Here is a 21,410-nt window from a genome sequence, read left to right on the forward strand (position 1 = left end):
GATCGTTTGACCGTGTTCTGTCGGTGACCTCCGGTAAGTTCCTCGATCAATTGATCAGCCGGCCGCACGGGTCCAGGCATTCCCGCCTGCGCTCGTGAGCCGGCCGGGGTGGGAGGTTACGACATCGTGGACGCGGACGAAACCGCGTGGGAGCAACGCAGCGTGCTACGGGTGGTCCCGCCCGTGCAGCCGCGCAAGCTGGCCAAGGTGCCCTTCGTCGAGCTGGCCGACGGCCGCCTCCAGGGCGTCGTGTCGAGCGGATCCGACATCGAGCGGGTCTACGTCTCGTCGATCACCGCCGGCACCCTCGCGCTGAGCTGCAGCACCAACAACAACCGGCCGTGCGGCGCGCTGCACGGTTACGCGTGCAAGCACATCAAGATGCTGGCCGACGAGGCGGTCGTCCAATACGGGCTCGACCGGGTGGCCCGCTACCTGCGCATCGAGGTGCCCGAGGGCGACTCGCTCATGGCCCACGTCAACGGGCCGGTCGAGCGGACACCGGCGGCCGTGGTGTTCAGCCGGTTCCTGCGCCACCTGGCCTACCTCGAGGTGCCCGACAGCACCGACCCGCTGGTGGAGCTGCACTGGTTCCCCGCGACGGGGGCGGTGGGCTGATGCCGATCGATGACACGGACAGGGCGGTGTGGTGATGCTGGACGTACAGCTCGGTGAGCTGCTCGACGCGGCCCCCGAGGGCGTGGACGCGGCGCTCGGCCTGGTCGACGACTTCGACGCGGCCCTCACGTACGGCTTCGCGCGCCTCGGCGACGAGCGCGCCGAGGCGCTGACCGCCTTCGCGGGCGCGCTGGCCGGCACCCCCGTCGGCGACCGGCTGGGCGAGGCCGTGGCGAAGGTGGCGGCGGGCTCGGTGGCCGACGAGCATCTGGCGGCGCTGGCCGGCGGCCGGGCCGCGCTGCTCGGCGCGGCCCACGACGCGCTGCTCGCCCGCCTCGACGCGGCCCTGGGCCGCACCCGCGACACCGGCGACACCGGCGACACGGCGGGAGCGCACGCCGAGGTGGCCGACAACCTGCTGGCCGGCTGCCGTGGGTGGCTGCGCGAGCTGGCCATCGCCGGCTGGCGCGGGGTCGATCACGACCTCGTCTCCTCCGCCGACCAGACGATCGAGGCGCTGCTCGCTGAGCCGGCGCTGCGCGGCCTCGCGGTGCTGCTCGACGGGCTGGCCACGGAGCTGCGCGCGTCGTCGCCGGTCGCCACGATGGAGCGGCTGCCCGCGCGCCGGTGGGCCGACCTGTGGACCCGCGCGACGCTGCTGGCGCAGCGCGGCCCGTGGCCGGGCGAGGCTGATGAGGTGTCGGGGCGGCTGCTGATCCTGGGCGCCGACGTCCACGAGCACGCCACCGCCGTACGCGTGCAGGTGCACGCCGTCCTGGAGCCCTCGGGCGGCGGGCCGGCCAGGCTCATCCGTACGAGCGTGGCCGCCGCCAAGGTCGACACCATCGTCGGCCCGACCGTGTGGCGGCTGTTCGGCGGCCATCCCACCCTGCTGGCCGCGCTGGCCGGCCACCGGAGCCTCGACGTCACCGGCATGCCGCTGCTGCCCGGCGGCGACCTGATCTGGCACGACGACCGGGCGAGCGCGGGCGACGAGGCCGATCCGCTCGCGGTGGCCAGGCTCCAGCTCGGGGTGGCGACGGCGCCCGCGGTGCCGCCGCTCGACCGGCATCCCGTACGCATCGGCGAGCCCGTCTTCGTCGAGGGCTACAAGACCGACGGCCGCGCGCTCACGCTGGGCGGCCACACGATCGCGTTCGACCTCGACCGGCTGCCCTCCTGCGGCCCGCTCACCCCCGCGCTGCTCAAGGCGTCCACCGCCTGCGTCGGGCTGCTGCACTGGGACGCCGGCCGCTGGACGCTGCAGCCGCTGGGCGTGCAGGCCACGGTGAAGAAGCAGCCGGTCGCGGCGCACACCGGCGACTGGGCGCAGGGCCCCACCGACCCCAAGGTGGTCAAGGCCGAGGCCAAGGCCGGCGACGTGGTCGCGGTGCTGCGCGAACGAGCGGGACGGTTGCTGCGCAAATGACCGATCCCACCGACCTCACCCCCGACACGCCGGCGGTCGACGACGGCTCACAGAGCGCCGATCAGACGCGGCGGCAGGTGCTCTACTGGCGGTTGCTGTCGCGGCTGTTCAGCCCTGACGAGGAGCCCGCGCTCGAGACGGCCAGCGTCGGCATCGTCGGCGACCTCGGCCTGCCGCCGGCGCTGCTCGACCCGGGCGTCTCGGTCGACAACCTGGTGCAGCGATTCCCCGACCTGGCCGCCGAGTTCCAGGACCTCATGGCCGAGAAGGAGCACGGCGACGGCGACGAGGTGCGCCGGGCCGCGCTGGTGTCGAAGCTGCTGCTCAACGTCTTCGCCACGGGCTCGGGCAACGTCACCGCGACGCAGCTGGAGAGCTGGAAGTCCGACGCCGGCTGGTTCGAGAAGGGCATGGGCTGCGAGCCGGGCGGCCTGCGCCACCGCGTCGGCGACGAAGAGCTGGCCAAGGTGCTCGCCGGCATCGAGGGCGACCTGGTCAGGCGCATGCACCTGCGCGAGGTGCTGGCCGACCCCGCGCTGGCCAGGCAGCTCACGCCCAGCATGTCGCTCATCGAGCAGCTGCTGCACGACAAGTCCAACCTGTCGGGCGTCGCGCTGGCCAACGCCAAGGCGCTGATCCGCAGGTTCGTGGACGAGGTGGCGCAGGTGCTGCGCACCCAGGTCGAGAAGTCCAGCGTGGGCACCATCGACCGGTCGGTGCCGCCGAAGCGGGTCTTCCGCAACCTCGACGTCGAGCGCACGATCTGGAAGAACCTCACCAACTGGAACGAGGAAGACCAGCGCCTCTACGTCGACCGCCTCTACTACAAGCAGACCGCCAGGCGCACCACCCCGGCCCGCATGATCGTGGTGGTCGACCAGTCGGGCTCGATGGTCGACGCGATGGTCAACTGCACCATCCTCGCCTCCATCTTCGCCGGGCTGCCGAAGGTCGACGTACACCTGGTCGCCTACGACACCAGGGCGCTCGACCTGACCCCGTGGGTGCACGACCCGTTCGAGGTGCTGCTGCGCACCACGCTCGGCGGCGGCACCGACGGCACGGTCGCGATGGCGCTGGCCAGGCCGAAGATCACCGATCCGCGCAACACCGTGATGGTGTGGATCTCCGACTTCTACGACAACCGTTCCCTGATCAACGACTTCGAGGCGATCCACCGGTCGGGGGTCAAGTTCATCCCCGTCGGCTCGGTCAACAGCTCAGGCCACGCGAGCGTCGACCCGTGGTATCGCCAGAAGCTCAAGGCCATGGGCACCCCCGTGCTCTCCGGCCACATCCGCAAGCTCGTGTCCGAGCTCAAGAACTTCCTCACCTAGGAGACCCCGACAACCATGAGTGACATGCTGCGCGCACCCGCAGAGGTCAAGTACGCCGAAGAGCTCGACTACCTCGAGTCCATCGACACCGCGCCGAAGCCGTTCTCGTGGCGGCTCAGCCCCCGCATGATCCGGATCTTCATCCTGGGCTCCGAGCGGGCCGACGGCATCGACAGGGAGATCCCGCAGAAGTGGTTCGGCGACCGCAGCTTCGTCGAACGCAGCGTCGTGACCCTGGCCTCCGACCGCGGCCTGCTGCTGATCGGCGACCCCGGCACCGGCAAGAGCTGGCTGGCCGAGCTGCTGTCGGCGGCGATCTGCCGTAACTCCACGCTGGTCGTGCAGGGCACCGCGGGCACCACGGAAGACCACATCAAATACTCGTGGAACGTCTCCATGGTCATCGCCAAGGGGCAGTCCCGCCAGTCGATGATCCCCTCGCCGATCATGACGGCGATGGAGCGCGGCGTGATCGGCCGGTTCGAGGAGCTGACCCGCTCGACGAGCGACGTCCAGGACGCGCTCATCTCGATCCTGTCGGAGAAGTACGTCTCCATCCCCGAGCTCGACGACGACAACATCGTCTTCGCCCAGCCCGGCTTCTCCATCATCGCCACCGCCAACAGCCGTGACCGCGGGGTCAACGACCTGTCGTCGGCGCTCAAGCGGCGCTTCAACTTCGTGCGCATCCCGGTGGTGACGAACAAGAAGAGCGAGGCGGAGATCGTCCGCTTCCGTACCGAAGAGCTGCTGCGCCGGCACCAGATCGAGCTGGACCTGCCGCCCACACTGCTCGACATCCTGCTGCAGAGCTTCGCCGACCTGCGCTCGGCGGCGGCCTCGGCCACCAGCGACGACGACAAGCTGGAGTCGGCGCTGTCGACGGCCGAGCAGATCGGCGTGCTGGAGGACGCGATCCTGCACAGCCACTTCTTCGGCGACCGGACGCTGCGCGCGCAGACGCTGGCGAGCTCGCTGGTCGGGTCGCTGGCCCGGCGCAGCCCCGAGGACCTGGCGATACTCAACAAGTACTGGCACGGCGTGGTCGAGCCGCGCAGCAAGAAGGACGGCGGCGAGTGGCCGGAGTTCCTCGAGGGCGGCCGCGAGGCCATCTCCACGCTCTCATGAGCGATCAGCCCATGACCGGCCGGCAGGGCACCTTCGGTTCGCTCCGCGAGCAGCTCCTCGACGCCGCAGAGACGTTCGCCGGCGGCCCCGTCGAGGTCTCCGGCATCCTGTCCGGCCTGGTGGACGACGTCGATCGGGCGCTGCGCGAGGAGCTGGAGATCTTCCCGGTCTGCCACCACTCGCCGGCCTCGGCGCTGGCGATGGTGCGCAGGCTGCGCGAGAAGCAGCCGAAGGTCATCTATCTGGAGCTGTGCGAGGACCTGCAGCCGCTGCTCACCGAGCTGCGCAACTGCCGGCTGCCGGTGGCGGTGCAGGCGTTCGCGACCGACCTCGACGGGTTCCCGAAGACGTGGGCGCCGCTCAGCGTGGTGGCGCCCATCACCGAGGCGTCCGCCGAATACCAGGCCATCGCCTACGCGCTCGACACCCCCGGCGTCGAGCTGGTGCTGGTCGACCGCTCCACCGACCACGTCTTCCAGTGGGCGCCAGGCGAGGAGCCCAGGCCGAAGGCCGAGGAGGGCGCGGGCCTGCACGGCGACGCGGTCGGCGTGGAGATCGGCGACCTGCGGCCGCGCTTCGCCGAGCTGGAGGAGCACCTGCTGCACCACGGCAAGGTGCGCCACTGGTCGGAGTGGTGGGACCAATACGTCGAGCAGCCCCTGTCCGGCGCGGACTACGACACCTACCGCCAGGTCATGGTGCTGGTCGGCAGCCTGTTCCGTCGGCTGCGCCCCGAGGGCGACGCCCGCCTGACCGTGGACGAGGACCGCGAGCGCCACATGTGGACCAGGATGCGCGAGCACCTGGCCGCCTCCGGCGCCGACCCGGCCGACTGCCTCTACGTCTGCGGCGCCTTCCACGCCGCGAGCCGGGTCGAGGAGTTCGGGCTGCGATCCACGGCCACGTTCGAGATCAGCCCCCGCACCGGCACGAAATGGCTGTACGGGCTCATCCCGTCCAGCCACTCGGCCATCGAGGCCCAGTTCGGGCTGGCGCCTGGCTCGGTGTCGATCGCGGCGGCGACCTGGACCAAGGCGCTGACGCGGAGCAAGCTGACCCCGTTCCAGCTCGCCGGGCAGAAGGGCGCGCGCAAGCGCCAGGTCAAGCTGCCGCCGCCCGCGCCGCAGGGCGAGGTGGCCGACAAGCTGACCGGGTTCCTGTCCAGGCCGCCGGCGCTCGACCCGCTCGACGAGGCCGAGCTGCTCGGCTGGTCGGTCGACATCGTCCGGCTGGCCCGCCGCAACGGCTACCTCGCCAGCACCGCCGACGCGATCGCGGTCTACGAGACCTCGATCCTGCTGGCCGGCATGCGCAACCGCGCCAGGCCGACGCCGTACGACTTCCAGGACGCCGCCGTCACCTGCATCGAGAAGGACGTCGTGCCGGGCCGGCGCGACGTGCGGCGGCTCTGCGAGATCCTGCTCGGCGGCGACAAGCTCGGCGAGGTCGGCTACGACGCGCTGCCGCCGCTGGCCAGAGACGTCTACGACCGGCTCGCGCCGCTCGGGCTCGACCTGGAGAAGCGGACGATCCAGCGGGCGCTGCTCGACCTCAACGCGGAGCCCGAGCTGCGGCCCTGCTCCGATCTGCTGTGGATGCTGCGCTACCTGCTGCCGTCCGACGCGGTGCGGCCCATCATGGGGGAACGGCGCCTCGGCGAGCGCTCGATCCAGGAGAGCTGGGACCTCGCGTTCGGCAAGCACCAGCGCTCGATCATCGAGCTCGGCTACGAGGGCGTCACCGTCGAGCAGGTGGTGGAGCAGCGGCTGCGGCGCTCGGTCTGGGACCAGAAGGCCACCGCCGCCGTCGCGCTCGCGGCCGTCGAGGACGCCATCCTGTTCCTCGGCAGCCGCCGCTTCGCCGACGAGCTGGGGGCGCGGGCGGTGGAGCTGCTCGCGTCCGAGCGGACCGTGGACGACGCGCCCGACGTGCTGCGCCGCATCCGGCGGCTGCTCGCCCACTACCGCGCCACCGAGCCGGAGCTGCCCGCGTGGTGCGAGGCGTTCGTGACGGCCGGCTACGCCCACTACTGCACGCTGCTGCCCACGGCGTTCGTCGACGACGACACCGGCGTGCGGCAGGTGGGGGCCATGCTGGGCTTCCTGTTCGGCATGGAGAGCCTGGCGCTCTCGCTCGGCTGCGAGCGGGCCCAGCTGGAGCTCGCCGTGCAGCAGTCGCACCCCGGGTCGCCGGCCAAGGTGGCGCTGCTGTGGGCCGCCCAGCACCAGCTCGGCCTGCTGCCGTTGGCCGCGCTGCGGTCGCGGTGTGACGAGCTGCTGGCCAACCCGCTGGTGATCCCGTCGTTCCCGCAGTACATCATCGGGTTCGTCCAGGCTCTTGAGCCGGTGCCGGCGTTGTCGGGGTTCGTGGTGGAGGTGATCTCCAAGGCGTTCGGGCGGCTGCCGGACAACGTCCTGCTGCCGTGGCTGCCGAAGCTCATCACCGCTCTGCGCGCCGGTGCCGCCGAGCTGGTGCCGCTGCTGGTCCGCGAGGCGGGGCGCACGTTCCCCGGCTCGCTGACGGCGGTCGACTCCTGGGTGCCGCCGTGGACCGCCCGCCCCAAGCCGGCCGTGACCGCCGCTCCGGTGGCGGCCGGGCCGGTGGCCGAGCTGCTGCGGGCCCATCCCGCGGCCTGCGACGCCGTGGCCGGGGTGCTGGGCTGCTCGGGCGAGTGGGCCGCGCCCGGCGAGCCCGCCGGTGACCCGCGCGTGGCGGCCCTGCTCGCCGCGCACCCGGAGCCCGCGCTGGCGGTGGCCGGGCTGCTGGGCTGACGATCAGGAGGCGGGGCGGCAGGTGGTGCCGGGCGGGGGCAGGCGCAGGTCCGTCAGGTACGCGTTCGTGCACGCGTCCCCCGTCAGGTAGAGCCCGTGCCCGGGGCCGTCGAAGCGGACGGTCACCGAGCCGGGCACCCGCCTTACGAGGTCGGCCGTGTCCGCGTAGTAGGTCCACGTGCCCGCGCCGAGGAACGCCGCCGTACGAGGTGGCGAGGAAGCTCAGCCGTTCCTCGCCGAGCGCCGCCCGCATCGCCTCGATGTCGCGCGCCTGGCCACCTTCAGCGTGATCGCCCGGCCGCGCGGGGCGTCCCGGTCCAGCGGCACCCCGACGGACGAACACCGCAGATCGCTCGGCCGCCCCTCGCCGTCGCAGGGTCCCCAGCACTACCGTCAGCCGAAGAGGCGGGCGAGGGGCTTGATCCGGCGCAGGACCAGCCAGTCGATGAGCAGGACCGCCGCCATCGTGATCCCCGCCAGCGGGAACAGCAGCCCGAGCACCGCCATCACGGCGATCAGCCGGTACGCCGTCCTGCGGTCGGTGGGCCGGGCCGGTGCGCCCAAGCGGCCACGGGGGCGGCGCTTCCACCACATCCAGGCGCCGGTGACGATCAGCGTGACGAGGGTCAGGCAGGCGCCCAGCATGAGCAGCAGGTTGGCCGTCCCGTAGCGGCGGCCCTCGTGCAGGGCGACCCCCTGTTCGACGGCCTTGGCGATGACGCCGTACTCGTTCCAGCCGTACGACACCAGGACCCGCCCGCTGTACTGGTCCACGTGCAGCGTCTGCGCGTCGGACGGGTCGCGGCGCGGGTCCGTCACCACCGTGTAGACGCCCTTCGGGCCGTCCGGCAGCAGGATCTTCAGGTCGCACTCGTCCGGCGGGCACGACCTGATCGCGGGCCGCGCCGCCGCCAGGGCGTCCTCGAGGGGCAGGGCGCCGTCCCGCAGCACGCCGTGCGTGGTGCCGTGGCCGGCGTGCCCGTCCTCGGACGGCGGGACGGGCAGCCGTTCCGCCGCCCACGGGACCTTGGCGTCCGGGTTGGCGGACAGGTCGCCCGAGGTGTGCGGGTAGTCCTCGGCGCTGGGGTACGTGGAGCCCGTACGGTCCTGCAGCCGTTGCAGGCCGTCACCCCACACGCCCGACCACGGCAGCCCGGACAGGACGAGGAACGCGACCACCGCGCCCCCGCCGGCCCCCGCCCACGTGTGAACCCTGCGCAGCCCGCCCCGGCCCTTCCTGGGTCTGCGCGGGCCTGGCTTCCTGCGGCGGGTGCTCCACCACAGGTACGTGCCGGTCGCGACCAGGATCAGCGACCAGCAGGCGGCGGTCTCCACGACCCGGTCGCCGACGGTGCCTCCCGTCTCGGTGCCCTGGAGGATGACGCGGGTGCTCCGGTCGGGTGACATGGGCGGGATGACGGACATGACCGGCGCACCGGGATGCGCCCGCTGAGCCGCCGCGATCTGCTCCGACAGCGGCCGGGCCCGGGTGACGGGCTCGCTGAGCGTGCGCACGTCCTGATATCGCCATTCCTCGAACGGCTCCTTGAACAGATAGATCGACCCGGTGACGGCCAGGACGAGCAGCACGGGCGCAACGAAGATCCCGGCGTAGAAGTGCCACCGCCAGACGGCCCGGTAGCGCTGCGACGCGACCGGCCGCGCCGGCTCGGGCCCTTCTCGGGCCGGTGTGGGACGAGTCTCGATCGATGTCATGGGGGCTCCCTTCCGGGGGCGCTTTCGTGGGTACGGCGACGGCACGCCAGGGCGCGAGGCGGCCACAGCGTGGAGGCCGGGTGACGATCGGCCTGGTGCGCGAGGCGAGCAGGGCACCGGCGAGATGCGGGGAGGCAGGGTCAGCTGCGGTCATGGGTGTCCGTGGCGCCTTGCGATCGCCATGGCCTCAAGGTGCTGCGCACCGCGATGGGGTCGCAGGTCACGCGGCGCGGCGGACGGCGGCACCGCGAGTCGGCGCCGTTCACAGGTGGTGTGGTGAGCGCGCGACGCGGTGCGCGTGTGGGCAAGGCCGCCGGGCGACGCGGTGGGCGCTCGGCGTGTGGGGCGATGCGGTGGGCGCGCGGTGTGCGGGGCGATGCCGTGAGCGTCCGGCGTAGGGCGCGCCGAGTGCGGAAACGGTGCCGGCGACCGGCGGTGCGGGAGCGCGGTGCTCAGGAAGCTCGCGTCACGACAACGCGTCAGGGCGGGGTGGTCCTCGGCGGCACAGCGTCCAGATCAGAGCCTGGGGTGTGAGGGGGCCGAGGGGAGCTGCGGCGAGGAGGGCCGGGCGGCGGGTGGGGGCCGGGGGTGCGGGGTCCCAGGTGGTCAGGAGGGCCCAGAGGTCGCGGAGAGAGGTGGCCAGGAGGTGGAGGATCGTGGCCAGGGTCGTCTCGCCCCGGTCCAGCCACCACGCCGACAGCACCGCCACCACCACGTGGGCCAGCAGCATCCCGACGCTCGCGCTGAGGCCGCCCCCGTGGTGGGCGCCGAGCGCGGAGGCGTCCGTGGCGTGCGCGGCATGGAGGGCTGGTGGGGTGGTGGTGAGGAGATCTTGTACGGCGTGGGGGGTGGTGGTGAAGAGCTGGTGCATGCCGTACTGGGCGGCGAAGGAGGCGGCCAGCAAGGTGCGGCGGGAGCGGCGGCGGGTGAGGAGGAAGGCCCCCGCGCCGGTGATCACCGTGGCGGCCGGCACCGTGCCGAATCCCGCTACCGGACCTCCGGCCAGGACGTGCATGGCGAGGGCGGTGAGCACGCAGACGACCGCGAACACCGTCGTACGCAGCCCGCGCAGGCCGGTCCCCCCGGCCTGCGCGGTGTCCCCGCTGCCGATGCCGCATCCTCTCTCGTCGGGGTTCATGCGCGATCACCGCTCACATGACGAGATACGGCGGCCGCCCGGCCCCGGTTCAGCCGGATGCGACGAACTCTCGCGTCGTCAGGTCAGCCCGGCGCTGTAGACGGTTCTGGGCGGGTGCCCGTTGAAGAGACGGGTGACGGTGACGAAGCGGTAGCCGCGCTTGGACAGGGCCTTCAGGATGCGGGGCATCGCCCGCACCGTCGACGGGTGGATGTCGTGGAAGAGGATGACGCTCCCCGGGCGTACGGACCTGACGGCCTTGCGGGCCACCTTGGCGCTGTCGCGGTGCCGCCAGTCCAGGGTGTCCACGCTCCACAACACCATCGGCCGCCCGGTCAGCCGGCTCACCGCCGCGTTGACCGCCCCGTACGGCGGCCGGACGAGCCTGGGCACCACCCCGATGGCCGCCTTCACCACCCGGTCCGTACGCGCGAGCTGCGCCCGCACCCCGGCGGCCGGCAGCTTCGTCAGGTCGGGGTGCGACCAGGTGTGGCTGCCGATTTCGTGCCCCGCCGCGTACGTCCTGCGCACGATCCCCGGGTTCGCCGCCACGTTCTGCCCGACGACGAAGAACGTCGCCTTGGCCCGGTACGCGGCCAGGTGCCGCAGCAGCGCGTCCGTGTACGCCCCCGGCCCGTCGTCGAAGGTAAGCGCCACGCATTTCGCCCGCCGGCAGTCCACCGGCCTGGCCCTGGCCGCCACCTTCACCACTTTCACCACCCTCACCGCCGAGGCGGGTAAACCGGCCACGCGGGACGCCGCGGCAGTGCCGGCGGAAAGGCCGGACGTGATGGTGCCGGATGCCGGGACCGCGGATGCGGGCGACGCCGTGCCGGGATCGACGTTCCTGTCCGTGGTGCAGGCCGTCGTCAGCAGCGTCGTCAGTAGAGTCGTCAGTAGAGCGGTCAAGGTGAGTGCCCCCGCCGTCCCCCGTAGCGCGCCGATCTTCATGCCGTATCCCCCTAAGCGCACCGCCCCCGGTGCGTCCCCCATGAGCGCGGGACCGTTCCAAAGGTTGGACTCCCGCCGTCCGCTCATGGTTCGCGCGAAGGCCGTCCCCGCCGTCACCGTTCCTTGAGCCGCCGGAAAAACCGCCCCGGAAAAACCGCCCCGGAAAAACCGCCCCGGAAAAACCGCCCCGGAGAGGCCGCCCCGGAGAGGCCGCCCCGGAGAGGCCGGGGCGGCGGGTCAGTTGAGCCAGGAGCGTTGGAGTGCGCGGCGGACGCGTTCACCGGCCGGCGGTGGCACGTCGCCGCCGGCCGGTGGGGCGGGTGGTAGCGCGGGTGGGGAGCCGGGTTCCAGGACGGCCTGCTCCTCCTCGGTCACCGGGCGTTCGATCTCGGTGAAGCCGCCGTCGGGCCCGCGTACGATCACCCCGGTCTCCACCCCGTGCGCGAGCGTGTGCCGGTCGCGTAGCTGCAGGCCCAGGCAGATCCGGTGGGTGACGACGTACCCCAGCACGGGCCCGGCGACGATGGCGACGCGGAAGATCCAGGTGGTCGCGTTGAGCGAGATGTGGAAGGTCGAGGCGATCAGGTCGTTGCCGCCGGCCAGCCACAGCACGCCGTAGTAGACGATGCCCGCGACCCCGAGCGCCGTCCGCACGGGCACGTCGCGCGGCCGGTCGAGCAGGTGGTGCACGGCACGGTCACGGGTGACCCACCGCTCGGCGAACGGATAGAGCGCGAGCGCGGTGAACAGCAGGCCGGGCGCGCCGAGCGCCGGGATCAGCACGCTCATCGTCACCGTGGAGCCGAAGACGGTGAACTCCCACGGCGGCATGATCCGCAGCGCGCCCTCCAGGAAGCCCATGTACCAGTCGGGCTGGGAGCCGGCGCTGACCGTGCTGGGCAGGTAAGGACCGTACAGCCAGATGGGGTTGATCTGGAACATCGTGGCGAGCAGTGTGATCACCCCGGTCACCCACAGGAAGAACACCGTCGTCTTCGCCAGGAACGCGGGGAAGAACGGCGCGCCGCGCACCTGATCGTTGCGCAGCCCCTTGGCGCGGAACTGGGTGTGCGTCTGCCGCCACGTCAGCACCACCGCGTGCAGCGGGAGCAGCACGAGCAGCAGCGCGGGGATCAGCAGCACGTGCAGGCTGAAGAGGCGGGCGATGATGTCCTCGCCGGGGAACTCCCCGCCGAACAGGAACATCGCCAGGTACGTCCCCACCAGCGGCACCGAGATGATCACCCCGTGCAGGATGCGCAGCCCGGCACCGGACAGCAGGTCGTCCGGCAGCGAGTAGCCGAACAGCCCGTTGATCAGCACCAGGGCGAACAGCGTGACGCCGATCAGCCAGTTGAGGTCGCGCGGCTTGCGGAAGGCGCCGGTGAAGAAGTTGCGCAGCAGGTGGATGACGATGGCGCCGAGGAAGATGAGTGTGGCCCAGTGGTGCATCTGCCGCATCAGCAGGCCGCCGCGCACCTCGAAGGTGATCTCCAGCGACGACGCGTACGCCTCGCTCATCGTGACGCCGTGCAGCGGCACGTAGCTGCCGTCGTAGACGACCTCCTGCATGGACGGCTTGAAGAAGAACGTCAGGAAGACGCCGGTGAGCAGGATGACCACGAAGGCGTATAACGCGATCTCGCCCAGCAGGAACGTCCAGTGGTCGGGGAAGACCTTCCGCATCGCCTTCTTCAGAAACCCGGCCCCGCCGAGCCGGTCGTCCAGCGCCCCGGCCAGTGAGCTGCCCTTCATCGCCACTCCGCATGCGTCTTGTCCGGATCCTTATGGACAAGACGGAGTAGGGGCCGCGAATGTGACACTCACCGGCCGGCGAATGTCGTTCTCTCAGGCGAAGCGTTCGACGGTGACGGGGATGAGGCCCTGCTCGCGCACCGCTTGGCGGTGGTGGTGCAGCAGCGCGCCGAGTGCGGTCACCGGGCCAGAGCCGAGCCGTGCGGTGACGTCCACGCACCAGGCGATGCCCGCGCCGATCCGGCGCAGCTCCCAGGTGAAGCCGTGGCCGCCCGCGTCGGCCGAGGCGGCGCCGATCACGCGCGGGTCGCCGGTCGGCTCGAGCCTCAGCGCCGTGCGCGCGTTCTCCAGGCCGTCGGCGCCCAGCTCGCCGGCGAACAGGATGCGGTAACGGCGCGCTCTGGAGCCGCCGAGGTTGAGCGGGGCGGTGGTGGGCAGCGTGCGGCGCTCCTGGAAGAGCGTGCGCAGCCCGGCCTCCTCCGGCAGCACGCCGCCGCCCATGCGGGCGAAGGCGTTGTACGCCTCCTGCCTGCTGACCGGCGTCACCCGGCCGCGCAGCGCGCGGTCGGCGCGGATGGCGCGGCTCAGCTCGGCGGAGGAGGACCAGGCCCCGTTCTCCGGCCTCCACTCGGCGCCGTCGATTCCGGCCGCCGTGTAGTCCTCACACAGGACGAACTCCTCCACCAGGAGCCCTGCGGGCGTGCGATCGCCCGCGGTCGAGGAGATCAGGTAGTAATCCACCGGCCCATGATTGTGCCCGGCGGATCGTCAGATCAAGATCATTCACTCGCGCCGCGCGTGCCGTGGCCGCATGTCCGAGCTCAATCCGGGCAGGAGTCCGCCTGATCTCCGTAAACGGTCTAATGTGAATAATTGCCTTATGTCAGGCACGGGAGGCATCGACGATGCGGAACGGCCGGACCGCGACCCTCGCCCCATCACTCACCGCCGCCGCCATGGCGGCGCTGCTCACCGTCGCAGGCTGTACGTCGTCCGGCGGCGGCCCCGGCCCTCAGAGCGGCCCTCAGGGCGGCCCTCAGCAGCAGGGCCCCGTGGCCAAGCTGGCGATCACCCCCGCCGACGGCACCAAGAAGGTCGCCCCCGACACCGGCATCGCGGTCAAGGTGAGCGCCGGCAAGGTCACGAAGGTGGCCGTGGCCGACGCCAAGGGCCGCGCCGTCAAGGGCGCCATGGGTGACGACGGCACGTGGCGGCCGGCCTGGCCGCTGCGGCCCTCGACCACGTACACGGTCAGCGCCCAGGCCACCGGCACCGACGGCAAGCAGGTCAGCGGCACCTCGACGTTCACCACGCTCAAGCCGAAACGGGTGCTGGAGAGCGGCATGGCGCCGCTCGACGGCGAGAAGGTCGGCGTGGGCATGCCCGTGCAGCTCCTGCTCTCGCAGCCGATCACCTCGCAGAAGGCCAGGGCGGCGATCGAGCGGTCGCTGGTCGTGCGCATGTCCAAGCCGGTCGAGGGCGCGTGGAGCTGGGTGAGCGACCGCGAGGTGCAGTTCAGGCCGCGGGAGTACTGGCCGGCCGGGCAGAAGGTGACCGTCGTCGCGCACCTCGCCGGGCTGCGCGCCGGCTCCGGGCTGTGGGGCACCAAGGACCGCAGCCTGACGTTCACCGTCGGGCCCGAGCACATCACCAAGGTCAGCGCCAAGGCCCACAAGGCGGTCGTCCGCGAGAACGGGAAGGTCGTCAAGACCATTCCGGTCAGCCTCGGGCGGCCGGGCGACGACAGTTATTCCGGCGTCATGATCGCGCAGGAGAAGGCGGCCGACATCGTCATGGACTCCGCCACGATCGGCGAGCCCGGCGAATATCGCATCAAGACCAAGTGGAACGTGCGCATGACGTACAGCGGCACTTTCTTCCACGCCGCCCCCTGGTCCACCGGCGCGCAGGGCAGCTCGAACGTCAGCCACGGCTGCGTGAACGCCAGCCCCGCCAACGCCCGCTGGTTCTACGACTTCACCCAGCGCGGCGACATCATCGAGGTGACGGGCACGTCCAGGAAACTCCAGTTCGGCAACGGGCCGACGCCGTGGGCCAAGTCGTGGGAAGACTGGCTGGCGGGCAGCGCGCTCGGCAAGCCGGTGAACGGATAGGCCGAGGCTTTCAGTACGCGGTTTCCGTACGCGTTTCAGTAAAGGACACAATCAGGAATCCTTTGTCGGCCTATACCGCTTTCGCGCAGAGCGGCGAATTACCATGAGGGCACAAGCAGGAACGCCGTCCCGTTCACGGGAGCTGGTATCGGGTGCCTGAAGACGGAACCGGCCGGGGGCTGATCCGGCTCCCGACCCTCGCGCTGTGGCTGCTCGTCTGGCTGCTCAACTGCTACGAGTTCCTGGTGACGTTCTGATCTCCTGGGACCACCAGGCCCGACTCGTACGCGAAGACGACCAGCTGGGCCCGGTCGCGGACGCCCAGCTTGACCATCGACCTGCTCACGTGGGTCTTCGCGGTGGCGCCGCTGATCACCAGGTGCTCGGCGATCTCCTCGTTCGACAGGCCCCTGCCGACCAGGGCGACGATCTCGCGTTCGCGGACGGTCAGCCGGTCGAGCTCCGGCCCTGAGGCCGCCGGGCGGGGCGGGGTGCTGACGTACTCCTCGATCAGGCGGCGGGTCACCGACGGCGACAGCAGCGCCTCGCCCTTCGCCGCCACCCGCACCGACTGCAGCAGGTCGCCGGGCTCGATGTCCTTCAGCAGGAAGCCGGTGGCGCCGGCTCTGAGGGCGGCGAAGACGTACTCGTCGAGGGCGTAGTTGGTGAGGATCACCACGCGGACGTCGTTCAGCTCGGGGCTCGCGCCGATCCTGCGGGTGGCCTGGATGCCGTCCATCAGCGGCATGCGGACGTCGAACAGCGCGACGTCCGGGCGCAGCCGCTCGGCCAGCTCCACCGCCTGCGCGCCGTCGCCCGCCTCGCCGACCACGGTGATGTCGTCGGTGAGCTCCAGCAGTGCCTTGAAGCCGGCCCTGATCAGCGGCTGGTCGTCGGCCAGCAGCACCCGGATCACGACCGCCCCCCGGCCCCCGTCGGCAGTTCGGCGCGTACCGTGAAGCCGCCGTGCTCGCCCGGGCCCGCCGTCAGCGAGCCGCCGACGGCGACCGCGCGCTCCCGCATCCCGATCAACCCCATTCCAGGCCCGGCCACGCCGGGCTCGCCGTCGTTCTCCACCCGCAGCACGATCGCCGAGGGAGCGTACTGGAGGCTCACCGTGACCGCCGCGGACGCGCCCGCGTGCCGCAGCACGTTGGTCAGCGCCTCCTGGGCGATCCGGTACGCGGCCCGATCGACCTCAGGCGCCGCCGTGTACGGGACGCCCGACACGGTGTGCCTCACCCGCAGCCCTGCACCCTCGGCCCTGGCGACCAGGCGCGGCAGCCCGGACAGCCCCGCCTCCACCCCCTCGGGACTACGCAGCACGCCGAGGGTGGCACGCAGCTCGTTCATCGCCTCGTGCCCCGACTCCTTGATCGCCAGCAGCGCCTCCCTGACCCGCTCGGGACGGCGTTCCAGCAGCTCAAGCGCCAGCGCGGTCTGGACGTTGACCACGGAGATGCTGTGCGTGAGCGAGTCGTGCAGCTCCTGCGCGATCCACAGCCGCTCCTCGCTCGCCTGCCGCAGCGCCGCCTCCTCCCGCGTGCGCTCGGCCTCCAGCGCCCGCTGCTCCACGGCCTCGGCCCGCTGCTCCATCGCCTCGGCGCGCTGCTCCACCGCCCGCAGGTACGCCCTGCCGCTCCTGGTCACCTCGCCCACCAGCACCATGGCCATCAGCCAGCCGCTCAGCAGCGCCATCCAGCTGCCCGGCGGCGGATCCTCGGGCGCGAGCGCCATGAGGCCGTACATCGTCACGGCCAGCACCGCCGCCAGCCAGATCGCCGCCTTGCGGTGGCCGAGCACGGCGAGGGTGTAGATCGAGGCCAGCGCGGGCGCGGTGGCGAACACGCCGGGGTAGTGGGCGGCGTAGTAGGCGACCGCGCAGGCCGCCGCGACGATGCCGGCCGCCAGCGGGGCGGTGCGCCGGAAGGCCAGCGACAGCGCCGCGACCGTGATCAGCGCCAGGCCCGCCGGGTCGAGCGGGCGTTCCTGGGGACCCGACCACGACAGGTTCGCGTACGTGCCCGCCGTGATCGCCGCCAGCGCGCCCGCCGCGACCAGCGCGTCCTTCCCGCGGGTGTCCATGCACCCAAGGTAGGGGAGCGGCGCCGGCGGGGCGTCAGCCCGCGGGCGTACGTTTCCGGCGCCGGGCGGCTCGCGTACGCCCCCGGGAGTACGGGCCAGAGCCCCCCGTCGCGGGATGTGACCGCGATGGCGTTCGGTGGAGCATTCCTGGCATGACCTCCTCCGACCCCGGCTCCTCCGACCCCGGCTCCTCCGACCCCGGCTCCTCCGAGGCCGTTCCGCGTCCGCCCGGCTGGATCGTCTGGTCGTTGCGCGTGACGGCCACCGGGCACCTGACCGGGGTGCTCGTGCAGGCGGCGCTCGCCGGGCTGTTCGTCACCGGCGACGTCGATCTGCTGGCCTGGCACCGCGACAACGCCGGCTACACCCACGCGCTGCTCTACGCGCAGGTGGTGACCGCCGTGCTGCTGTGGCGGCCGGGGCGCGGCCCAGGATGGCCGGCGCTGGCCGGGCTGGGGCTCGTGGTGCTGGAGACGGCGCAGGTCGGGCTGGGGCAGGCGCGGATCATCGCGGGGCACTTCCCGCTCGGCATGGCCGTTTTCGGGCTGTCCGCCGTCTTCACCGCGTGGACGTGGCGCACGCTGCGCGGTGCCGCATGAGGATCTCCAGGCGGGCGTTCGTGGGGATGCTGGGCGGGGCCGGGCTGGGCATCGCGGGCTGCGGGGCCGAGGTGGCGGGGCAGTTGCTGCGGAGCAGGGCGCGGCTGCCGGAGCCTTTCACGGCGCCGCTGCCGATCCCGGACGTGGCCAGGCCGGTCGGCCCCGGCCGGTACGAGGTGACGCAGCGGGTGGCGGCGGCCGAGATCCTGCCGGGGCTGCGGACCGAGGTGTGGGGGTACGGCGGCACCTTCCCGGGGCCCACGTTCGAGCTGCGGCGCGGGGAACCAGTCACGGTCGCGGTGCGCAACGAGCTGCCCGTGCCCACCTCCACCCACCTGCACGGCGGCGTCACCCCGCCGGGCTCCGACGGCTACCCGACCGACCTCGTCGTGCCCGCCGGCGCCCCGCCGCACCCCGCTCACCCAGGGGAGGTGCACCACCCGCTGGTCAAGGAGTACCGCTATCCGGTGGGCCAGCGGGCCGCCACGCTCTGGTACCACGACCACCGGATGGACTTCACCGCCCCGCAGGTGTGGCGCGGGCTGGCCGGGATGGCGCTGGTCCGCGACGAGGAGGAGGACGCGCTGCCGCTGCCGCGCGGCGAGCGGGAGCTGCCGCTGATGATCTGCGACCGGGCCTTCGAGGAGGACGGCTCGTTCCGCTACCCGCGGGCCCACCGGAGCGGGCACGGTGAGCACGGCGGCCGGGGGAGGCTGGACGGCGACTACATGGAGGGCGTCGAAGGGGACGTGATCCTGGTGAACGGCGCTCCCTGGCCGGTCGCCGAGGTGACCGCCACCCGCTACCGGCTGCGCCTGCTCAACGCGTCCAACGCGCGCAGATACCTGCTCAGGCTGGCCCCCGGCGGCCGGTTCACGCAGATCGGCAGCGACTCGGGGCTGCTCGCCGCGCCGGTGACGCACGACGCGATCCCGATCTCTCCAGGCGAGCGGTACGACGTCGTCGTCGACTTCTCCGGCTACCCCGTCGGCACCGCCGTCACCCTGGTCAACGCCCTGGCCGACGGGCCGGCCGGGAACGTCATGGGCTTCGTCGTCACCCGGCGGGCGCCGGACGACAGCGCCGTGCCCGCCGTCCTGTCCCGCCCGCCTGGACGGCCGCGTCCCGTGGCCACCCGCCGCTTCGACTTCCGCGCGACGGACGGCGCCTGGACGATCAACGGTCATCGCTACCGGCCCGGCGTGCCGCTGGCCCGTCCCCGCGTGGGCACCGCCGAGGTGTGGCGGCTGACCGGTGACTTCCGTCATCCCGTGCACGTGCACCTGGCCCACTTCCAGGTGCTGGCCAGGAACGGCCGCCCGCCCGCCGCCACGGACGCGGGCTGGAAGGACACCGTGGACGTGGGGCCGTACGAGGTCGTGGACGTGCTGGCCCGCTTCGACGGGCACCGCGGCACGTACATGCTGCACTGCCACAACCTCGAACACGAGGACATGGCGATGATGGCCGACTTCGAGGTGATATGAGCAGATGCCCCCTCCCGATCGACCCGTCGAACTATTAAGTTGATCCCATAGGCGACCATTCATCGGATGACTCGGTTGACGGAGCTAGGAGCAGGCATGCAGATCGTACGGTTCACCAGCCCACTGACCAGCGCCGCCGCAGTAGGAATCGACGACGGCGAGCAGGTGGTGGAGCTGGCCGGAATCACCACCGTCGGTGAGCTGCTCCGACTTTCCTCCGATGAACTCAAGGAGCGGTGCGCGTCCGCCGACGGCCCCCGCCACCCCTCGGGCTCCGTCGCCCTGCTCCCGCCCGTGGACGGGCGCATGGAGGTGTGGGCCGCGGGCGTCACCTACCGGCGCTCCCGCGAGGCCAGGGTGCTGGAGAGCGAGCGCGCCGCCGACGTGTACGAGCTGGTCTACGACGCCGAGCGGCCCGAGCTGTTCTTCAAGTCGGTGGCGTGGAAGGTGTCGGGCGACGGCGGCCGCATCTCCGTCCGCGAGGACTCCGGGATCGACGTGCCGGAGCCCGAGCTGGGTCTCGTGCTGAACGCGGGCGGCGAGATCGTCGGCTACACGGTCGTCGACGACGTCAGCTCCCGCACCATCGAGGGGGTCAACCCGCTCTACCTGCCGCAGGCCAAGATCTACCTCGGCGCCTGCGCGGTCGGCCCCGGCATCAGGCCCGCGTGGGAGGTGGCGGACCCGTACACGCTGGACATCACGCTCACCATCGCCAGGGCCGGCGAGACCGTCTGGGACGGCAAGGCCAGCACCTCCCAGCTCAACCGGCGGCTCGACGACCTGGCCGGTTACCTCTACCGCGCCGACGCCTTCCCCGACGGCGCCGTGCTGGCGACCGGCACGTGCCTGGTGCCCGACCTGCCGTTCACGCTCCAGGACGGCGACACCGTCACGATCGGCATCTCCGAGATCGGCACGCTCACCACCAGCGTGGTGCGCGGCCTGGACGCGATGCGTTAGCCCCTGGGCTCAGGGGTCGGCGACGATGGTCGCGGCGGCGGCGCGCAGGCTCGCCGCGCGGCGGCGCAGGTTGTCGGCGGTGGCCAGGCAGGAGTCCTCCAGGTCGGCCACCTCGCGCCTGACCTTGACCACCTGCGTCAGGTACCGCTGCGCGGCCGGCCCCGTCCAGTACGACTCGCAGTCGCCAGGCCGCGCCGGGATGCCGTCGAACGCGCCCGCGAGCCCCCTGGCGTACCGCATGAACGCGGCGGCCAGCGACTCCTTGTCGGCAGCCTCGCGGAGGAGCTGGTGCTTCGTCGCCATCGCGGGTCAGCCGCCCTCGGCGGCGGTCCTGCCGCCCGGGGTGCCGATGACGGTGGCCCAGGCGCGCTCGCGCAGCCCGTCGGCCCCGACCCCGGGCTTGAGCGCCTCGTGCAACGCGGTCGCGAGCGCCTGGGCGGCGGCCGGGTCGGCGGTGGCGGCGCTCAGCAGGGCGCGCGCCTCGCGGGGATGCTCGGCCAGCAGCTGCTGGAAGGCCAGCGGGTTGCCCGCGTACGGCCGGAGCAGGTCGCCGGGGCTCCAGCCGGTGTCCTGCGGGCGGTTCAGCAGCGTGGTCGCGACCCGGTTGAGCACCGTGCCCGACTGCTCGGCGCCCGTGACCAGGGCCGTCAGCGCCCCGGCCGGGGCGGTCGCCACCAGCTCGTGCCAGGCGTCGCCGAGCCGCCCGGTGCGCTCGGCACTCGCGTACGCCTGCGCCAGCGGCCCGCCGTGCCCTTCGAGCAGCCGGGTGAACGTCTCGATGCCGAGCGTGGAAAGCAGCGCCGTCGCGTACGCGGGGTCGCGGACCTCGCCCTCGACGGCCGCGACCGCCGCCGCCACGTCCCCACCCTCCCGCTCACCCTCCCGCTCGGCGGCCAGGATGGCGTGGGCCGCGCTCTCCGCGGCCAGCCGTGCCTCGTGCTCGGCCGTGAAAGGGAAGGTCGCGGACAGCATGCCGCGCTCCCGCACCGGTACGAGCTGCTCGATCGTGTCGATGCGCCACCGCAGGTCCTGCTGGGAGTCGTGGAACAACACCCAGGCGCGGTGCAGGGCCGTGGTGCCCTGGCGGCCGGCCCAGTCCTGCTCCGCCTCGGCGATCGCCGTCTCGAGACCCGGCCGGGTCGCGCTGACATAAGCCTTGCCCGCCTCCATACGGCGGATCAGTTCGTGCGCGCCACGGGGGTCGATCCCCACGAACTCCGCCATGAACTCTCCCCATCGGTGCGGTAGTGCCAAGGCGGGAGTCAAGCACACGAACCGGGCCGGGCGACACGCGTTTGCCAGAACGGGAATCGGTCCGG

18 protein-coding genes and 1 pseudogene are annotated in these 21,410 nt (G+C 72.3%); 9 read left to right on the plus strand and 10 right to left on the minus strand.

The features are described 5' to 3' along the window. Positions 1–126 precede the first annotated feature (126 nt). The 5 genes from ACFFR3_RS39515 to ACFFR3_RS39535 are packed head-to-tail and all read left to right on the plus strand — an operon-like array spanning position 127 to position 7,283. Positions 127–618: a hypothetical protein gene (locus tag ACFFR3_RS39515; RefSeq protein WP_364369112.1), complete on the plus strand. Its 492-nt coding sequence runs from the start codon at positions 127–129 to the stop codon at positions 616–618. 34 nt (positions 619–652) lie between these two features. After that, positions 653–2,047 carry a hypothetical protein gene (locus tag ACFFR3_RS39520; RefSeq protein ID WP_379484783.1) on the plus strand — a complete coding sequence of 465 codons (1,395 nt, stop codon included), beginning with the start codon at positions 653–655 and terminating at the stop codon, positions 2,045–2,047. After that, positions 2,044–3,384 (plus strand): VWA domain-containing protein, encoded by a 1,341-nt coding sequence (locus ACFFR3_RS39525; protein ID WP_345399699.1) that lies wholly within the window; start codon positions 2,044–2,046, stop codon positions 3,382–3,384. The genes ACFFR3_RS39520 and ACFFR3_RS39525 overlap by 4 nt, the downstream gene beginning before the upstream one ends. A 15-nt stretch (positions 3,385–3,399) precedes the next feature. Further along, positions 3,400–4,512 carry an ATP-binding protein gene (locus ACFFR3_RS39530; RefSeq protein ID WP_345399702.1) on the plus strand — a complete coding sequence of 371 codons (1,113 nt, stop codon included), beginning with the start codon at positions 3,400–3,402 and terminating at the stop codon, positions 4,510–4,512. Then, a complete protein-coding gene (locus ACFFR3_RS39535; RefSeq protein ID WP_379484784.1) occupies positions 4,509–7,283 on the plus strand; it encodes a DUF5682 family protein in 2,775 nt (924 codons plus the stop codon). Before ACFFR3_RS39530 ends, ACFFR3_RS39535 begins: the two co-directional genes overlap by 4 nt. Positions 7,284–7,286: 3 nt before the next feature. On the opposite strand, the pseudogene ACFFR3_RS39540 reads toward ACFFR3_RS39535, so the two are convergent. From ACFFR3_RS39540 to ACFFR3_RS39565, 6 genes and pseudogenes are all read right to left on the minus strand, one after another. After that, a pseudogene (locus ACFFR3_RS39540) lies at positions 7,287–7,445 on the minus strand (alpha/beta hydrolase); the annotation flags it as partial. Positions 7,446–7,676: 231 nt separating this feature from the next. After that, the gene (locus ACFFR3_RS39545) at positions 7,677–8,999 is read right to left on the minus strand and encodes a PepSY-associated TM helix domain-containing protein (RefSeq protein WP_379484785.1); all 1,323 of its coding nucleotides are present in this window, start codon (positions 8,997–8,999) and stop codon (positions 7,677–7,679) included. A gap of 466 nt (positions 9,000–9,465) precedes the next feature. After that, the gene (locus ACFFR3_RS39550; protein ID WP_379484786.1) at positions 9,466–10,137 is read right to left on the minus strand and encodes a hypothetical protein; all 672 of its coding nucleotides are present in this window, start codon (positions 10,135–10,137) and stop codon (positions 9,466–9,468) included. Between the two features lie 78 nt (positions 10,138–10,215). Further along, positions 10,216–11,088, minus strand: a complete 873-nt coding sequence (locus ACFFR3_RS39555) for a polysaccharide deacetylase family protein (RefSeq protein WP_364369129.1) — start codon at positions 11,086–11,088, stop codon at positions 10,216–10,218. Between the two features lie 237 nt (positions 11,089–11,325). Continuing rightward, the gene (qcrB, locus tag ACFFR3_RS39560; RefSeq protein WP_345399721.1) at positions 11,326–12,843 is read right to left on the minus strand and encodes a cytochrome bc1 complex cytochrome b subunit; all 1,518 of its coding nucleotides are present in this window, start codon (positions 12,841–12,843) and stop codon (positions 11,326–11,328) included. Between the two features lie 93 nt (positions 12,844–12,936). Beyond that, positions 12,937–13,584: a hypothetical protein gene (locus tag ACFFR3_RS39565; protein ID WP_345399724.1), complete on the minus strand. Its 648-nt coding sequence runs from the start codon at positions 13,582–13,584 to the stop codon at positions 12,937–12,939. A gap of 164 nt (positions 13,585–13,748) precedes the next feature. Here ACFFR3_RS39565 and ACFFR3_RS39570 point away from each other — a divergent pair, with 164 nt between their 5' ends. Further along, complete coding sequence (locus ACFFR3_RS39570) at positions 13,749–14,957, plus strand: L,D-transpeptidase (RefSeq protein ID WP_379484787.1); 1,209 nt, start codon at positions 13,749–13,751, stop codon at positions 14,955–14,957. 232 nt (positions 14,958–15,189) lie between these two features. On the opposite strand, the gene ACFFR3_RS39575 is transcribed toward ACFFR3_RS39570, so the two are convergent. Both ACFFR3_RS39575 and ACFFR3_RS39580 read right to left on the minus strand, forming a co-directional pair. Then, a complete protein-coding gene (locus ACFFR3_RS39575; RefSeq protein ID WP_345409635.1) occupies positions 15,190–15,873 on the minus strand; it encodes a response regulator in 684 nt (227 codons plus the stop codon). After that, entirely contained in the window at positions 15,870–17,042 is a 1,173-nt protein-coding gene (locus ACFFR3_RS39580) for a sensor histidine kinase (protein ID WP_364369138.1), read from the minus strand. Before ACFFR3_RS39580 ends, ACFFR3_RS39575 begins: the two co-directional genes overlap by 4 nt. Before the next feature lie 152 nt (positions 17,043–17,194). On the opposite strand from ACFFR3_RS39580, the gene ACFFR3_RS39585 reads away from it, so the two are divergent. From ACFFR3_RS39585 to ACFFR3_RS39595, 3 genes are all read left to right on the plus strand, one after another. Beyond that, positions 17,195–17,641 (plus strand): hypothetical protein, encoded by a 447-nt coding sequence (locus ACFFR3_RS39585; protein WP_345399733.1) that lies wholly within the window; start codon positions 17,195–17,197, stop codon positions 17,639–17,641. Continuing rightward, positions 17,638–19,128 carry a multicopper oxidase family protein gene (locus ACFFR3_RS39590; RefSeq protein ID WP_379484788.1) on the plus strand — a complete coding sequence of 497 codons (1,491 nt, stop codon included), beginning with the start codon at positions 17,638–17,640 and terminating at the stop codon, positions 19,126–19,128. The genes ACFFR3_RS39585 and ACFFR3_RS39590 overlap by 4 nt, the downstream gene beginning before the upstream one ends. Before the next feature lie 96 nt (positions 19,129–19,224). Then, positions 19,225–20,091: a fumarylacetoacetate hydrolase family protein gene (locus tag ACFFR3_RS39595; RefSeq protein ID WP_345399739.1), complete on the plus strand. Its 867-nt coding sequence runs from the start codon at positions 19,225–19,227 to the stop codon at positions 20,089–20,091. A gap of 9 nt (positions 20,092–20,100) precedes the next feature. Here ACFFR3_RS39595 and ACFFR3_RS39600 read toward each other — a convergent pair whose 3' ends face one another. Both ACFFR3_RS39600 and ACFFR3_RS39605 read right to left on the minus strand, forming a co-directional pair. Then, positions 20,101–20,394 carry a hypothetical protein gene (locus ACFFR3_RS39600; protein WP_379484789.1) on the minus strand — a complete coding sequence of 98 codons (294 nt, stop codon included), beginning with the start codon at positions 20,392–20,394 and terminating at the stop codon, positions 20,101–20,103. A gap of 6 nt (positions 20,395–20,400) precedes the next feature. Continuing rightward, positions 20,401–21,315 carry a hypothetical protein gene (locus tag ACFFR3_RS39605; RefSeq protein WP_379484790.1) on the minus strand — a complete coding sequence of 305 codons (915 nt, stop codon included), beginning with the start codon at positions 21,313–21,315 and terminating at the stop codon, positions 20,401–20,403. Positions 21,316–21,410 lie beyond the last annotated feature (95 nt).

This window comes from Nonomuraea salmonea (assembly GCF_042428605.1).
Lineage (GTDB): Bacteria > Actinomycetota > Actinomycetes > Streptosporangiales > Streptosporangiaceae > Nonomuraea > Nonomuraea salmonea.